At 66.9% G+C, this 15,542-nt stretch carries 12 protein-coding genes; 8 read left to right on the forward strand and 4 right to left on the reverse strand.

Translation table 11 applies throughout. The annotated features are described in order from the left end of the window. The first annotated feature begins 135 nt into the window (after window positions 1–135). The 7 genes from gloB to DIS04_RS01270 all read left to right on the forward strand — a co-directional run bounded on the left by gloB (window position 136) and on the right by DIS04_RS01270 (window position 9,743). A complete protein-coding gene (gene gloB / locus DIS04_RS01240) occupies window positions 136–903 on the forward strand; it encodes a hydroxyacylglutathione hydrolase (RefSeq protein WP_111411904.1) in 768 nt (255 codons plus the stop codon). 55 nt (window positions 904–958) lie between these two features. Next, entirely contained in the window at window positions 959–2,116 is a 1,158-nt protein-coding gene (locus tag DIS04_RS01245; RefSeq protein WP_111411905.1) for a transglycosylase SLT domain-containing protein, read from the forward strand. Between the two features lie 112 nt (window positions 2,117–2,228). Further along, window positions 2,229–4,064 carry an extracellular solute-binding protein gene (locus DIS04_RS01250; protein WP_111411906.1) on the forward strand — a complete coding sequence of 612 codons (1,836 nt, stop codon included), beginning with the start codon at window positions 2,229–2,231 and terminating at the stop codon, window positions 4,062–4,064. A 26-nt stretch (window positions 4,065–4,090) separates the two neighbouring features. After that, window positions 4,091–5,164, forward strand: a complete 1,074-nt coding sequence (locus tag DIS04_RS01255; protein ID WP_111411907.1) for a microcin C ABC transporter permease YejB — start codon at window positions 4,091–4,093, stop codon at window positions 5,162–5,164. Window positions 5,165–5,168: 4 nt separating this feature from the next. Then, entirely contained in the window at window positions 5,169–6,254 is a 1,086-nt protein-coding gene (locus DIS04_RS01260; protein ID WP_111411908.1) for an ABC transporter permease, read from the forward strand. Continuing rightward, the gene (locus DIS04_RS01265; protein WP_111411909.1) at window positions 6,247–7,845 is read left to right on the forward strand and encodes an ABC transporter ATP-binding protein; all 1,599 of its coding nucleotides are present in this window, start codon (window positions 6,247–6,249) and stop codon (window positions 7,843–7,845) included. Before DIS04_RS01260 ends, DIS04_RS01265 begins: the two co-directional genes overlap by 8 nt. A 233-nt stretch (window positions 7,846–8,078) precedes the next feature. After that, window positions 8,079–9,743, forward strand: coding sequence for a sensor domain-containing diguanylate cyclase (locus DIS04_RS01270; protein WP_245904448.1), 1,665 nt, complete (start codon window positions 8,079–8,081; stop codon window positions 9,741–9,743). Between the two features lies 1 nt (window position 9,744). On the opposite strand, the gene DIS04_RS01275 is transcribed toward DIS04_RS01270, so the two are convergent. Then, window positions 9,745–10,446, reverse strand: a complete 702-nt coding sequence (locus tag DIS04_RS01275) for a pseudouridine synthase (RefSeq protein WP_111411911.1) — start codon at window positions 10,444–10,446, stop codon at window positions 9,745–9,747. Beyond that, window positions 10,446–11,261: an amidohydrolase gene (locus DIS04_RS01280; protein WP_111411912.1), complete on the reverse strand. Its 816-nt coding sequence runs from the start codon at window positions 11,259–11,261 to the stop codon at window positions 10,446–10,448. The genes DIS04_RS01275 and DIS04_RS01280 overlap by 1 nt, the downstream gene beginning before the upstream one ends. Window positions 11,262–11,421: 160 nt before the next feature. On the opposite strand from DIS04_RS01280, the gene rarD reads away from it, so the two are divergent. Further along, a complete protein-coding gene (rarD, locus tag DIS04_RS01285) occupies window positions 11,422–12,357 on the forward strand; it encodes an EamA family transporter RarD (protein ID WP_111411913.1) in 936 nt (311 codons plus the stop codon). 21 nt (window positions 12,358–12,378) lie between these two features. Here the strand turns inward: rarD and DIS04_RS01290 are convergent, their stop codons facing one another. Together DIS04_RS01290 and DIS04_RS01295 are read right to left on the reverse strand one after the other, a co-directional pair. Then, window positions 12,379–13,971 carry a methyl-accepting chemotaxis protein gene (locus DIS04_RS01290; RefSeq protein WP_245904449.1) on the reverse strand — a complete coding sequence of 531 codons (1,593 nt, stop codon included), beginning with the start codon at window positions 13,969–13,971 and terminating at the stop codon, window positions 12,379–12,381. A 221-nt stretch (window positions 13,972–14,192) separates the two neighbouring features. Further along, complete coding sequence (locus tag DIS04_RS01295; protein ID WP_111411914.1) at window positions 14,193–15,467, reverse strand: O-acetylhomoserine aminocarboxypropyltransferase/cysteine synthase family protein; 1,275 nt, start codon at window positions 15,465–15,467, stop codon at window positions 14,193–14,195. Window positions 15,468–15,542 lie beyond the last annotated feature (75 nt).

Raw genomic sequence — 15,542 nt, forward strand, 5'->3', positions numbered from 1 at the left:
ATTTCGGCCTTTTTGCCGAGCACGGCCCTCGGTCGAGCGGGTGCCCACCACCGCGTTCGGCCGTACCGCCGGGCGCGCGAGACGGACTTACGACCGCCACCATTCGGTTGACGACGCGACGAAGGATGACCGCCTATGCTGAGCGTGACACCGATTCCCGCTTTAAGCGACAACTATATCTGGCTCCTGCGGCAGGATACGAGCCCTGAAGCCTGTGTCGTGGACCCTGGGGACGCCGAGCCGGTGATCCGCGTGCTCGAGCAGGAAGGTCTCACTCTTCGCTCCATCCTCGTCACCCACCATCACCCCGATCACGTGGCTGGCCTGCCGGAACTCATCGAACGCTATTCCCCCCAGGTGATCGGCCCCGACAATCCGGGTATCCAGGGCCTGACGGAGCGCGTCGGCCAGGGCGACACCTGCCGGGTCATGGGGCGCCGCTTCGACGTTCACGAGGTGCCGGGGCACACGCTGGACCATATCGCCTTCTTCACTGCCGGCATACCGCCATTGCTGTTCTGTGGCGACACCCTGTTCTCGGCGGGCTGCGGCCGCCTGTTCGAAGGCACGCCCGAGCAGATGCACCGTTCGCTGCAGGCTCTCGCCGCGCTGCCGGACGACACCCTGGTGTTCGCTGCCCACGAGTACACCCAGGCCAATCTCCGCTTCGCTCAGGCGGCCGACCCTCACAACCGGGATGTCGTCGAGGCCATCGACGAGGCCCGACGCGCCCGCGATCTCGACCGCCCCACCCTGCCGAGCCGCCTGGCCCGGGAGAAGCGCATCAACCCGTTCCTGCGCTGCGACGACCCGGATGTTCGCGCCACGGCGTCATCGCACGGCAATACCGATACCGACCAGGCCACCTTTACCACCCTGCGGGCCTGGAAAGACACATTCTGAGCATCAGACGCATCCCATGGGCGGAGTGGACGCCACCCGCCCAGAAGGAGAACGCATGACCTATCGAACGACGCGGCAGTGGACCTTGGCCCTTGCCGGAGGCATCGCCATGATCGGTGCGCTGTCGACAACCAGTCCGAAGCTTCTGGCAAGTCCCCATCCCGGGGCCGAACCGGCCCAGCCGTCCCATCATTTCTGGGACGACCTGAATCTGGACCACCTCCCCGGGGATGCCTGGGAACGGCTGCGCGACAACATGCAATGGCACGAGCGCCGCCACGACGCCCGGGTCCAGCAGTGGATCGACCACTACCGCGCCAACCCGGACAACATCGTCGAGATCATCGAGCGCGCCCGGCCGTGGATGGCCTGGATCAACGAGCAGGTCGAGCTGCGTGGACTGCCCGGCGAGGTTGGCCTGATCCCCTTCGTGGAGAGCTCCTACGATCCCCTCGCCCGCAGCCATCGAGGCGCGGCCGGCCTGTGGCAGTTCATGCCCGGTACCGCTGATGCCCTGGGCCTGCATCGTCACAATGGCTACGACGCGCGTCTCGACGTCATCGCCTCGACCCAGGCGGCGCTGGACTACATCGAGCTACAGGCCGACCAGTGGTACGACGGCGATATCGAACTCTCGCTGGCGGCCTACAACGCCGGCGCCGGTACCGTCAACCGGGCGCGCCAGGCCGCAGCGTCAGGCGGTTCGGCCGGTGACTACTGGGATCTGCAGCTGCCCGCCGAGACGATGAACTACCTGCCCAAGCTCAATGCCATCGCCGCCATCATCGACGACCCCGATGCCCACGGCGTCGCCCTGCCCGAAATCGACGACACCCCGGCTTTCGCCAAGGTGCCGGTCGACGCGCCGATCAACCTCTCCCAGCTGGCCAACCTCGCCGGCGTGGACCAGGCGGAGCTCACGGCGCTCAACCCGGGGCTGACCAATGGCAGCGCCTCCCCCGCCGCGGTCGACGTGGTGCTGGTTCCCATCGAGCAGGAAGAGGCGATACTGGCGGAGCTCAGTGCCCCGGCCCCGTCGACCCCGCAGGAAGGCGAGCAGTACCTCGTCCAGCATGGCGACAGCCTCTCGGCCATCGCCGGCCGCCACGGCATCAGCGTGGCCGAACTGCGCCGGCATAACGGTCTGAACGGCGATGTCATCCACAGCGGCCAGCAGCTCGAGATTCCCCATCGCAGCCTTGCGGCACGTTGAAAGCGCCGGCCACCGTCCGCCGAATATCGAGGTTTACAAGCGACGGATGGCCTGACACCTTATGGCGGTATCGCCCGGGCTGCCGGGCCAGCCTCCACCAAGGATGTCTTTGATGCGGTTCGTCCTGCCTATCACTCTCGTCTGTTGCCTGGGGCTTGGCTGGGGAGCGTCGTCGCACGCCGCCGACGCCGACGAGGTGCCCACCGTGCATGGCCTGGCGCTCTACGACGAGCCGGCCCTGCCCGCCGACTTCAGCCACTTTCCCTACGTCGACCCCGACGCCCCCAAGGGCGGCAGCATGACCCAGGCGGCGGTCGGCAGCAGCTTCGATTCGACCAATCCCTTCATCATTCGCGGTACGCCGGCAATCGGCATCAGCGAGATCTACGATACCCTGATGGTGGAGAACCCCGACGAACCGTTCAGTGCCTACGGCCTGCTGGCCGAGGGCATTCGTCTGGACCCGGAGCGCTACTGGATCGAGTTCGACCTGCATCCCGAGGCACGTTTCCACGACGGCGAGCCGGTGACGGCCGAGGACGTGGTCTACAGCTTTCACCTGCTGCGCGACGAGGGCAATCCGTTCTACCGTGGCTACTACGCCGACGTGAAGAGCGTCGAGGCGCTCGACCGTCATACCGTGCGCTTCGAGTTCGGCGCCAACCACTCCCGTGAGCTGCCGCTCATCGTCGGCCAGCTGCCGATCCTGCCGAAGCATTACTGGGAGCCGCGCGATTTTTCCAGCCCGACCCTGGCCCGGCACCCCGGCTCGGGCCCCTACCGCATCGCCGAGGTGGATCCGGGGCGTCGCATCGTCTACGAGCGCGTCGATGACTACTGGGGCCGCGACCTGCCGGTCAACGTGGGCCGGCACAACATCGATCGCCTGATCTACGACTACTATCGCGACCGCGACATCGCCTGGGAGGCGTTCAAGGCCGGCGTCATGGACTACCGGATCGACGCGCGGGCCGCGACCTGGGCCATCGGCTACGACTTCCCCGCCTATCGCGAAGGGCTGGTCAAGCGCATTACCGTGCCTGACGGCCAGCCGTCGCGGATGCAGGCCTTCGTGTTCAACCTGCGGCGCGACAAGTTCCAGGATCCCAGGGTGCGGGAAGCCCTCAACCTCACCTTCGACTTTCCCTGGCTCAACGCCAACATCTTCTACGACACCTACCGGCGCACCGAGAGCTATTTCCAGAACTCGGACATGGCCGCCGAGGGCAAGCCCAGCGATGCGGAGCTCGAGCTGCTCGAACCCTTCCGCGACGCTCTGCCGGCGCGGGTCTTCGAGGAGGCGCTGCCCATCGACCATCCCGACGACCTGCGCGAGCGGCTGCGCCTTGCCTACGACCTGCTGCTCGAGGCCGGCTACGAGGTCCGCGACGATACCCTGGTCGACGCCGAGAGCGGCCGTCCGCTCACGGTGGAGGTGATGCTCTTCGACAGCGGCATGGAGCGGGTGGTCCAGCCGATGCTGCGCAACATGTCGCGCCTCGGGATTCGCGGCAGCCTGCGCATCGTCGACATCAACCAGTACCTCAATCGGCTGCGCAGCTTCGACTTCGACCTCATCGTCGGCCAGTTCCCCCAGTCCAACAATCCGGGCAACGAGCAGCGCGAATACTGGACCAGCGAGTTCGCCGACAGCCCGCAGAGCCGCAACTTGATGGGGCTGGAGAATCCCGCCGTGGACAGCCTGGTGGAGCGACTGATCCGGGCCGACAGCCGCGAGGAGCTGAATACCGTCGCGCGCGCGCTGGACCGGGTGCTGCGCTGGGAATTCATCACCATCCCGCAGTACCACTCCGGCGAGACCCGGATTGCCGTCTGGGACAAGTTCGGCTATCCCGAACCCTTCCCGGAGTACGGGCTCGATCTCGCCGCCTGGTGGGTCGATGCCGAACGTGAAGCCGAGATCAACCAGCGCCTGCGCCGCCGCTAGGCCGCCGCCCATGAGGAAGCCGTGACGTGAGCCGCTACATCCTGCGCCGACTGCTGCTGATGGTGCCCACCCTGGTGGGGATCATGCTGCTCAACTTCATCATCGTCCAGGCCGCGCCGGGCGGTCCGATCGACCAGATGCTGGCCCGCTTCGAGGGCGTCGACAGCATGGTCAGCACACGCCTGGACGCCGGCGGCGGTGACGTGGTGGTGCGCGACGAATCGCGCGGAGCCCGCGGCATCGATCCGCGCTTCATCGAGCAGCTCGAGCAGCAGTTCGGCTTCGACAAGCCCGCCCACGAGCGCTTCCTGGGCATGCTGGGCGACTACGCCACCTTCGACTTCGGCAACAGCTTCTTCCGCGACCGACCGGTCGTCGAGCTGATGATCGAACGGCTGCCGGTCTCGATCTCGCTGGGGCTCTGGACCACCCTGCTGGTCTACCTGATCTCGATCCCCCTGGGCATCCGCAAGGCGCTTCACCACGGCTCGCGCTTCGACGTCTGGACCTCGGGGCTGGTGATCGTCGGCTATGCCATCCCCGGGTTCCTGTTCGCCATCCTGTTGATCGTGCTGTTCGCCGGCGGCAGCTACTGGGATCTCTTCCCGTTGCGCGGATTGACTTCGCCCGACTTCGACGAGCTGAGTGCCTGGGGCAAGGTCAAGGATTACTTCTGGCACATCACCCTGCCGGTCACCGCCATGACCATCGGCAGTTTCGCCACCCTGACCATGCTGACCAAGAACAGCTTCCTCGACGAGATCCACAAGCAGTACGTGCTCACCGCCCGTGCCAAGGGGGCCAGCGACCGCCGCACGCTCTATGGTCACGTGTTCCGCAACGCCATGCTGATCATCATCGCCGGCCTGCCCGGCGCCCTGGTGACGATCTTCTTCACCGGCTCGCTGCTGATCGAGGTGATCTTCTCGCTGGAGGGGCTGGGGCTGCTCGGCTTCGAGGCGGTGATGCAGCGCGACTACCCGGTAATCTTCGGCACACTGTTCCTCTACACCCTGATCGGGCTGATCCTCAAGCTGGTTTCCGACCTCACCTACGTGTGGGTGGATCCGCGCATCGATTTCGAGACACGGGAGTCCTGAGCCGATGGCATTTGCGTTCTCCTCCAAGCTCTCCCCCATCGCGCGGCGTCGTATCGAGGTCTTCCGCCGCAACCGTCGCGCCCGGGTCTCGCTGTGGATCTTTCTTGTCCTGTTCGCGGTGAGCCTGGGTGCCGAACTGATCGCCAACGACAAGCCCCTCGTGATGCGCTACGACGGCCAGTGGTACGTGCCGCTGCTGGTGGATTACCCCGAGACCGAGTTCGGCGGCTTCCTGCCCACGCGCACCGACTACCACGACCCCTTCATCCGCGAGCGGCTCGAGGAGCGTGCCATGGCCATCTGGCCGCTGATCCCGTTCTCCTACCAGACCCTGGACATGCAGATGATGCGGCCGTCGCCCTCGCCGCCCGATCCACGCCACTGGCTGGGAACGGACGACCAGGGCCGCGACGTCCTGGCGCGCGTGATCTACGGTTTTCGCCTGTCGGTGGCCTTCGCCCTGGTGTTGACCGCGGGCTCGCTGGTGATGGGGGTGATCATCGGCGGCATCCAGGGTTACTTCGGCGGCAAGACCGACCTGATCGGTCAGCGCCTGACCGAGATCTGGTCGGGCTTGCCGGTACTGTTCCTGCTGATCATCCTGGCCAGCTTCGTCCAGCCCGGCTTCTGGTGGCTGCTAGGTATCATGCTGCTGTTCTCCTGGCTCGGCCTGGTGGACGTGGTGCGCGCCGAGTTCCTGCGCGCGCGCAACCTCGAATACGTGCGCGCCGCCAAGGCCATGGGGCTGCCGTCGCGGCTGATCATGTGGCGCCACGTGCTGCCCAATGCCATGGTGGCCACCCTGACCTTCATCCCGTTCCTCTTCACCGGCGCCATCACCACCCTGACGGCGCTCGATTTCCTCGGCTTCGGCCTGCCGCCGGGCTCGCCGTCGCTGGGCGAGCTGGTGGCCCAGGGCAAGAACAACCTGCATGCGCCCTGGCTCGGCATCACCGCCTTCGTCAGCCTGTCGCTGATGCTTTCGCTGCTGGTCTTCATCGGCGAAGGATTGCGCGACGCATTCGACCCGCGACACATCCAGCACGCCGCCAGCGCCACGCCGCTGACCAGGACTCAGCCCAATGCCTGATACTCGCCCCCAGCCCCTGCTGCGACTCGACAAGCTGTCGGTCGCCTTCGACGGCAAGCCGGTCCTCAACGACCTGACCCTGGAGGTCCGCCGCGGCGAAACCCTGGCCCTGGTCGGCGAGTCGGGCTCGGGCAAGTCCGTCTCGGCGCTCGGCGCCATGAACCTGTTGCCCGACAACGCCCGCGTTACCGGCGGCCGCTGGCTCGGGGACACCGACCTCGCCACGCTGAAGCCGCGCGACTGGCAGGCACTGCGGGGCGGTCGCGTCGGCTTCGTGTTCCAGGAGCCGATGACCTCGCTCAACCCGCTGCACACCGTGGGCAAGCAGATCGGCGAGACGCTGCGCCTGCATCAAGGGCTGTCGGGGCGCGCGGCCCGGGAGCGAACTCGGCACCTGCTCGAACAGGTCAAGCTGCCCCGCGCGGAGGAACTGCTCGACGCCTGGCCGCACCAGCTCTCGGGCGGTCAGCGCCAGCGGGTGATGATCGCCATGGCCATCGCCAACGACCCGGAACTGCTGATCGCCGACGAGCCCACCACGGCGCTCGACGTCACCGTGCAGCAGGAGATCCTCGCCCTGCTCGCCGAGCTGCGCGACCGGCATGGCATGGGCATGCTCTTCATCACCCACGACCTCAACCTGGTGCGGCGCCATGCCGATCGTATCTGCGTGCTATATGACGGACACGAACAGGAGACGGGCCGCGTCGGCGACGTCTTTGCCGCACCACGCAGCGCCTACACGCGGACGCTGCTCGACGCCGAGCCCGCCGGCCGGCCGGCGCCTGTCGGTTCGTCGCAGCTACTGCTCGAGGCGCGCGGCATCGCGGTGAGCTTCCAGCGCCCCAAGCGGCTGTTCGCCCGGCGCCCTCCCGCTTTCGAGGCGGTAAAGCCGATCGACCTGCACCTGGCGCCGGGCGAGACCTTGGGAATCGTCGGCGAATCCGGCTCCGGCAAGACCACCCTGGCCATGGCGCTGCTGAGGCTGGTGGAGAGCCGCGGCCAGATCGAGCTCGACGGCGAACGGCTCGACCGCCTCACCGGCAATGCCCTGCGCAAGCGCCGGCGCCGCATCCAGGTCGTCTTCCAGGATCCCTATGGCTCGTTGTCGCCGCGTATGCCCGTCTCCGCCATCATCAGCGAGGGGCTGCGCTTCCACTATCCCGAGCTTGGCGACGACGAGGTGGACAGGCGCGTTCGGGGCGCCATCCAGGAGGTCGGCCTGCCTGCCGACTGTGCGGCGCGCTATCCGCATGAATTCTCCGGCGGCCAGCGCCAGCGAATCGCCGTGGCCCGAGCCCTGATCCTGGAGCCCGCGCTGGTGGTGCTCGACGAGCCCACGTCGGCGCTGGATCGCACCGTCCAGAAGCAGCTGGTCGAACTGCTGCGTGACCTGCAGGCCCGCCGTGGCCTGAGTTTCCTCTTCATCAGCCACGATCTTGCCGTCGTCCGCGCCATGGCACACCGCGTACTGGTGCTGAAGGACGGGGAACTGGTGGAACAGGGCGAATGCCTTTCGCTGCTGGCCGACCCCAGCAGCGACTACACCCGTGCCCTGGTAAAAGCGGCAGGGCTCGTGCCGCAGGCCTGAGCTGTTGACATGGTGATTGTGGTATAGGTTGGGCGACCTGGAAGATAACGGTATAAAAGCCGTATCGTGGCTAAGTATGCCGAACGCGCCTCTTGGCCCGGCATGTCTTATACTGGGGACTTCGTGCCCGTCAGGATCACAGGAACGCCTTCATGCGCTGCCTTGTCCTTTCATTGCGGCGCTTTGCGCTGCTGTTGCTGCTCGTGTCTCCTGCCGTGGCGACGGCCTCACCCATGGATCTGGACAAGGGCTGGGAGTACCGCTGGGGGGATTCACCTCGGCTTGCCGACGGCACCCTCGCCTGGCTGGACGACACGATCGACGAATCGGCGTGGCAGGCTATCGAATTCCCCTCCAACCCGCCCGGCCGAGAAGGCAACCGGCATGCCTGGTTCCGCATCACCCTGCCCGACGGCGAGTGGCGTGACCCGGTGCTCTATGTCTACAGCATCGACCTGATTGCACAGGCGTTCCTGGATGGCGAGCTGATCTACCAGCACGGCAGCTTCGACGCCCGCGGCGAAGGCCCCTTCGTCGGCTGGCCCTGGCACGTGATCAGCCTGCCCGAGGATTTCGCCGGACGCCAGCTGGCGTTCCGGGTCTATTCCAACTACACCGATATCGGCCTGTGGGGCGAGGTCCGCCTGATGGACCGTCCCCAGCTGTTCGCCATGATTCTGAACCGCTCGGCGGCCGACCTGGTGGTGAGCGCCTTCTGCCTGCTGCTCGCCCTGCTCGCCGGCGGCTTCGCCCTGCTCCACCAGCGTCGCCAGACCTTTGCCGGTATCGGGTTCTTCTCGCTCGCCTCGGGGGTGATGATCCTGGCCGAAACCCAGGCCAGCCAGCTGCTACTGGCGGCACCCCTGCTGTGGGACTATCTCGCGGCGGCCGGTTACTACGCGCTGCCGGTGGGCATCGGCCTGCTGCTGCAGCCATGGTTCTCGGATCGGCGCGCGCGCTGGATTCGCCGCCTGTGGCAGTTCCACCTGGGCTACCTCGTGCTGGCCCTGGGCCTCGCCCTGATCGGCGTCGTCAACCTCTCCAGCACCTTCCCGCCCTACGATGTCCTGCTGGCCGTCACACTGCCGGTACTGTTCGCCCTCGTTGCCGGCCACCTGAGGCAGCTCAACGGCGAGCAGCGGCTGATCATCGCCGCCTACGGCCTGTTCGCCCTGCTGCTGCTGGTCGACATGGCGGTTGCCCATGGCCTGCTGCCGTGGCGGCGCGTTCCGGTCAGCCTGGGAGCACTGGGTTTCAGCCTGGCCATCGTGGCGATCTCGCTGCGCCACTACGCCCACACCCAGCGGGAACTACTCGAGCTGAACCAGCGCCTCGAGCAGCAGGTTGCCGATCGCACCCGCGACCTGCAGCATCTGGTCGAGCAGTTGCGCGCCTTCTCCTATCAGGACCCCTTGACCGGGTTGAAGAACCGCCGTCACTTCGACGAGATATTCGCACACGAGGCGGCCATCGCCCGGCGTGGTACGCCGCTCACGCTGGTGATGCTCGATATCGACCACTTCAAGCAGTTCAACGACCTGTTCGGACATGAGGCCGGCGATGCGGTGCTGGTGGCCACGGCAAGGCTGATCGGCGATCACTTCCGCGAGGCCGACGTGGTCTGCCGCCTGGGTGGCGAGGAGTTCGTGGTGGTGATGCCCGGCGCCTCGGCACGGCAAGCCAGCGAAGCCGTCGAGCGTCTGCTGGCGTCGATGCGCCAGCAGTCCTTCCTGCATGGTGGCGAGGCGCTCGGCTGCGTCAGCCTCTCCTGCGGCATCGCCAGCTATCCGGCGCATGCCGACGATCCGTACGCACTGATTCGCCTGGCCGACCTGGCGCTCTATCGGGCCAAGCATTGCGGCCGCGACCGTAGCGAAACCTATGCGCCATCCACGTGAATCAGGCGAATTCGGCGACCTCTACGGCACTCAGTTCCCGCCACTCCCCCGGCGCCAGGGTACCCAGCGACAGTGGCCCCACCGACTCCCGATGCAGCGCCGTGACGTGATTGCCGATGGCGGCAAACATGCGCTTGACCTGGTGATAGCGCCCCTCGTACAGCGTCAGCTCGGCCTCGTGGCTGCTGCGCATGACGAGGGTGGCCGGCAGGGTCGGCTTCTCTTCCCCCTCCAGCAGCATGCCCTCGGCGAAGCGCCGCACGGCGTCGGCCAGGGTGGCGCCCGCGAGGGGCTCTGCCAGGGTGGCGCGATAGATCTTGGCGCAGCGTCGACGCGGCGAGCTGACGCGATGCGACCACTGGCCATCGTCGGTCAGCAGCACCAGACCGGTGGTATCGACGTCGAGCCGCCCCACCGGCTGCAGGCGCTCGGCCTTGGGCAGGTCGATGAGGTCCACAACGCGTGGATAGAGTCCTCGGCGCGCGCTGCACTCCACGTCGGCGGGTTTGTGGAGCATCACGTAGCGCAACCCGACCAGGGCCAGCGGCTGGCCGTCCCACTCCACCCGGTCAGCGGCGCCGACCCGGGTGGCGGACTGCTTCACCACGGCCCCGTTGACGCGGACCTCACCGCGATGCAGCGCCTTCTTGGCCAGGCTGCGGGTCAGGTCCGTGGTTTCCGCCAGGAAGCGATCCAGGCGCATCAGAACCCCACCCCATCGGCCAGTGAAAAGTGGTCGGCATCCCGCCAGGCAGGAAACTTCTCGCGGAAGGCCTCGAGGTCGGCACGTGACAGCGTCGCGCTCTTGATGAAGGCGGTGTCGCGGGGCTCGTCGATGATCGCCTCGCCCTTGAAGTCCACCAGCATGGAATCGCCGGCATAATGCATGCCGTTGGCATCCTCGCCCACACGATTGACGCCGATGACCGGGCACAGGTTCTCGATCGCGCGAGCCTGCAGCAGGATGCGCCAGGGGTGTCGCCGCGGTGCCGGCCAGTTGGCCACGCACAGCAGCGCATCGTACTCGAAGTGCTCGCCGGGCCCGGGGCTCTGGCGCAGCCATACCGGGAAACGCAGGTCGTAGCAGACGCTGAGCAGGATACGGAAGCCCTTCAGCGTGACGATCACCCGATCGTGGCCCATGGAGTAGCGCTCATGCTCGCCGGCCATGCGGAACAGGTGACGCTTGTCGTAGCAGACGCGGCTGCCGTCGGGCCGCGCCCAGACGAGGCGGTTGTAGTAGCGGCCGTCCTCGACGACCGCCACGCTGCCCGTGACCACGCAGTTGCGCTCGCGGGCCTGGCCGCTCAACCAGGCGACGGCACGGCTCTGCTCCATCGGTTCTGCCATCTCGCGCGAGTTCATGGTGAAGCCGGTGGCGAACATTTCCGGCAGCACGATGAGGTCGGTGGCGTCGCCGTCCAGATCGCCAAGCTGCTCTTCGAGCATGCGGCAGTTGGCCTCGGGGTCTTCCCAGCGCAGGTCGCACTGCACCAGGGTCGTACGCAGATCGCTCATGGGGGAGTCCCTTGCAGTTGTTCGTCCATCGTTTCAGCCTACCCCAGGCGGCGATCGACGTCAGCCCGCGTGCACGCTTCGAGGGCCCCGGCCTCGGCCGCATGGAGCCCGGTTCAATAGGCTGCTAAATTACAGCTTTCCCCCCAGCAGAGTATCCGGCATGTCCCTGCAGTCCTCGAATGATCGTGAAGCCGTGCGTGGCGTCGGTTTCGGCCTGGCCGCCTATGTCATGTGGGGCTGTTTTCCGTTGTTCTTCGCCCTGTTCGAGGGCGTGCCCGCCTTCGAGGTGCTGATTCACCGCATCATCTGGTCGTGCCTGTTCCTGGTCGTTCTCATCACCCTGCTCAAGCGCTGGGCGCCCATTCGCAAGGCATGCAGCGAACCCAGGCGCCTCGGGCGCGTGCTCGGCTGTGCCCTGCTGATCGCCACCAACTGGGGGCTCTACATCTACGCCGTCGAGAGTCGTCAGGTGTTCCAGGCCAGCCTGGGCTACTTCCTCACGCCGCTGGTCAACGTGGCCCTGGGCATGCTGGTGCTGCGCGAGGCCATGGCCGGGCTGCAGCGCATCGCGGTGCTGCTGGCAGGCACCGCCATCGCCATTCAGCTGGTGCTGCTGGGAGAGCTGCCCTGGATCAGCCTGACACTGGCGCTGAGCTTCGGCACCTACGGCCTGTTGCGCAAGCAGGTACCGCTGGACGGGCTGTCGGGCCTTTTCGTGGAGACCCTGCTGCTGCTGCCGCTGGGCCTGCTGGCCCTGGCCTGGTTCACGGCGAGCGGGCTCTCCCACTTCCTGGCCGAGCCCGGCATCACGCTGCTGCTGATAGCGAGCGGGGTGCTCACCGCCCTGCCGCTGCTGGCTTTCGCCGGGGCGGCCCGGCGGCTGCGCCTGGCGACGCTGGGCTTCCTCATGTACCTCAATCCCACCATCCAGTTCTTCATCGCCCTGCTGGTGTTCCGCGAGCCGTTGTCGGCGACGCAGCTGGCCACCTTCCTGCTGATCTGGGCCAGCCTGGGACTCTACTCCTGGTCGGCCTGGAACGCCCGGATACGCCCTCTGGCACCGGCTGGCACCGCCGCCCGCCCCGAGCACCGCTGAGCGGCACCGCGGGCCGGGTCGTCACGCCGCCTCGGGCTTGTAGCCGACCCGGAACCCGCCCCAGTGCTTGCCGCCGACGTAGATGGGGACCGACAGGTCGTGCATCACTTCTCCGGTATCGCGCTTGTAGGTCTGCAGCAGCAGGGTCTGCTCATGCGTGCCGCAGCGTTGACCGGTGGTGTCCTCGTAGATCCGCCGGTTGCGGCAGAACCTGAGGTCGTGGTCGTAGTCGCCGGTGGGCGGCCGGCTGCTCTGGGCATTGTGAGTGGGGATGTAGCCTCGACGGTCGATGCCGATGGCGTAGGCCACCCCCAGCCGCTCGAGAAGCGGTTCCTGGATGGGCGGGAAATTGTCGTCGGTGAAGCCGACGAAGCCGGTCTCGTACTGCTGTGGATTGGTGCCGGGAATCGGCGTGTACTGGGCATGGAAGAGGGTCTGCTCGTCGAGTTCGCCGCGCTTGATGGCAGAATCGAGCAGTGCGCCGATCTTGGCGGCGGCCTGGCGAGCCGCCTCGAAGACCTGCTGGTGGCGCCCCTCCAGGCGCTGCTGGGCCAGCGCCGCGTCGACCGCTTCGGCACCCGCCATCAGGGCGCGCGCCTGGCTCGCCAGGCCGTGCATGTCGCGGTTGCCCTGTTCGGCGTCCTCCTCCAGCGTGCCCAGGGTGCCCGCGACGCGCTGCGAGTGCCGGTTGGTGTCCTCCATGGCCTCGGCGATGGAGCGGATCTCGCCCTCCACCTGGTCGAAATGACCGGTCATCTCGGTGAGTTGCTCGCCGACCTTGCTCATCTCCTTGGCGCGGTCGCCGACCCGCTGCATCAGGTGGCCGATGGTGTCGACCACGCGATGGCTGCTGTCGCCGATATCCCCGACCAGGGCTTCGACGTTGCGCGTGGCATCCGCGGTCCGTCCGGCGAGCTGGCGTACCTCCCCGGCCACCACGGCGAAGCCGCGGCCATGTTCGCCGGCCCGAGCGGCCTCGATCGAGGCATTGAGCGAGAGCAGGTTGGTCTGCTCGGCGATCTCCTCGATCAACGAGGTCACGTGGCGCACGCTGTCGGCCTTCTGGCTCAGCATGTTGAGCAGTTCCAGCGCCTCTTCGGAGCGCTCGGCCAGGGCCTGCATCTCGTCGATCACCTGCCCCAGCGATTCCCGGCTGACGTGGCTGGCATCCCGGGAGCGACTCGCCAGGGTCGCCACATTGGACGCGCTGGCGGCGACCTGCTCGATCGCCGAGGTGATCGCCGCCATGCTCGAGGAGGCTTCGCGCACGGTCTGTTCCTGGCGCTCCAGGCGCTGGTCCATGCGATCGGCGTGGTGGGACACCTCGGCAGAAGCGATCGCCGTGGTGCTGGCCTGGCGGATCAGGCCATGGGCCATCCGCCGCAACGAGAGGTAATCCCGGGACGCGGGCAGCCAGACATGAAAGCGGTCGTTGGCCAGCGAGTCGGCGCTGGCGCGGTAGATCGCAGCAAGACCACTCAGCGCGAACGCGGCACCCGAGATGGACGCCAGCCCCACCGAGAGCAGCGCCTGCCATCCGGCGCCGCCGCGGGAGCCCAACATGAGGCCGGCGGCCAGCGTAACCGCGGCCAGCAGGAGCATCAGTATCCGCATGCGTGTCGTCTCTTTGTTATAGAAGTTTTCGAAGATTAACGTCTAGTAAGTGGCATACGCATCACCACTTTCGCCTGACAGACGAAAGCGCTACTCAAGTCTCATGCTGAGCGGTCGATACTGAAATGCTTCGAGGCGGCGAAGCCCCGTCCGTTCGGGCAGGCGAGCCAGCAGCACGCTGAGGCGCCGGGCGGGTCGCGAGGCGACGCCCGGCGCTTCCCTCACGCCTGGCTGGCGGCGAGCGCCTGGTCGAGATCGGCGATGATGTCATCGACATGCTCGATGCCGATGGAGAGGCGCACCATGTCCGGCGTGACGCCGGCGGCGGCGAGTTCGTCGTCGCTGAGCTGTCGATGGGTGGTCGATGCCGGAATCGACGAGCAGGTCTTGGCATCGCCGATGTTGACCAGGCGCAGGATCATGCCCAGCGCATCGTAGAAGCGCGCGCCGGCGTCTCGGCCGCCCTGGATGCCGAAGCTGAGAATGCCCGAGGCCTGACCGTTCATGTAGCGCCGGGCCAGGGCGTGATCCTTGTGACCGGGCAGGCCGGCATACTGCACCCAGGTCACCGCCGGATGCCCGTCCAGGTACTCGGCTACCTGGCGTGCGTTGTCGCAGATGCGCTCGATGCGCAGCGCCAGCGTCTCCAGTCCCTGCAGCAGATTCCAGGCCGCCTGAGCCGAGAGCGCCGCCCCCATGTTGCGCAGTGGCACCACCCGGGCACGGGCGATGAAGGCGGCGTCTCCCACGTCGCGGGTATAGCTCACCCCATGGTAGGAGACGTCCGGCTCGTTGAGCAGCGGGAAGCGCTTGGGGTGGTCGGCCCAGGGGAACTTGCCAGAGTCGACGATGACGCCACCGACCGTGGTGCCGTGCCCGCCGATGTACTTGGTCGCGGAGTGGATCACGATGTCGGCACCGTGCTCGATCGGCCGCCACAGGAAGGGCGTGGGCACGGTGTTGTCGACGATCACCGGCACGCCGTGACGATGCGCGGCCTCGGCCAGCCTGGCCATGTCGACCACGCTGCCCGAGGGATTGCCGACGCTTTCGCAGAACACCGCCTTGGTACGCGCGTCGATCAGCGACTCGATGCCGTCGATGTCGTCCTTGTCGGCGAAGCGCACCTCGATGCCCTGGCGCGGCAGGGTATGTGCAAACAGGTTGTAGGTGCCGCCATAAAGCTCGCTGATCGAGACGATGTTGTCGCCGGCCTCGGCGATGGTCTGGATCGCATAGGTGATGGCCGCCATGCCGGAGGCCACCGCCAGCCCGGCGACACCACCTTCCAGCGCGGCGATGCGCTGCTCGAGCACGGCGCAGGTGGGATTCATGATGCGCGAATAGATATTGCCTTCGACCTTGAGATCGAACAGGTCGGCGGCATGCTGCGCGCTGTCGAAGGAGAACGAGGTGGTCTGGTGGATCGGCACGGCCACGGCGTGCTGGTCGTCGGGGGCGTAGCCGTGGTGCAGGGCGATGGTTTCGGGCTTCATGGGGCGTCCTGTGGTTGAGGGAATCATGGTTTTATATCACTCGATGCTAACCAAGACTCAACCCGTCCACCAATA

The sequence above is a fragment of the Billgrantia lactosivorans genome (assembly GCF_003254665.1).
Taxonomy (GTDB): domain Bacteria; phylum Pseudomonadota; class Gammaproteobacteria; order Pseudomonadales; family Halomonadaceae; genus Halomonas; species Halomonas lactosivorans.

Coding starts and splice junctions, on each gene's coding strand:
- gloB (WP_111411904.1), top strand. CDS start 136: ATGCTGAGCGTGACACCGATTCCCGCTTTAAGCGACAACTATATCTGG.
- DIS04_RS01245 (WP_111411905.1), top strand. CDS start 959: ATGACCTATCGAACGACGCGGCAGTGGACCTTGGCCCTTGCCGGAGGC.
- DIS04_RS01250 (WP_111411906.1), top strand. CDS start 2,229: ATGCGGTTCGTCCTGCCTATCACTCTCGTCTGTTGCCTGGGGCTTGGC.
- DIS04_RS01260 (WP_111411908.1), top strand. CDS start 5,169: ATGGCATTTGCGTTCTCCTCCAAGCTCTCCCCCATCGCGCGGCGTCGT.
- DIS04_RS01265 (WP_111411909.1), top strand. CDS start 6,247: ATGCCTGATACTCGCCCCCAGCCCCTGCTGCGACTCGACAAGCTGTCG.
- DIS04_RS01270 (WP_245904448.1), top strand. CDS start 8,079: ATGGATCTGGACAAGGGCTGGGAGTACCGCTGGGGGGATTCACCTCGG.
- DIS04_RS01275 (WP_111411911.1), bottom strand. CDS start 10,446: ATGCGCCTGGATCGCTTCCTGGCGGAAACCACGGACCTGACCCGCAGC.
- DIS04_RS01280 (WP_111411912.1), bottom strand. CDS start 11,261: ATGAGCGATCTGCGTACGACCCTGGTGCAGTGCGACCTGCGCTGGGAA.
- rarD (WP_111411913.1), top strand. CDS start 11,422: ATGTCCCTGCAGTCCTCGAATGATCGTGAAGCCGTGCGTGGCGTCGGT.
- DIS04_RS01290 (WP_245904449.1), bottom strand. CDS start 13,971: ATGCGGATACTGATGCTCCTGCTGGCCGCGGTTACGCTGGCCGCCGGC.
- DIS04_RS01295 (WP_111411914.1), bottom strand. CDS start 15,467: ATGAAGCCCGAAACCATCGCCCTGCACCACGGCTACGCCCCCGACGAC.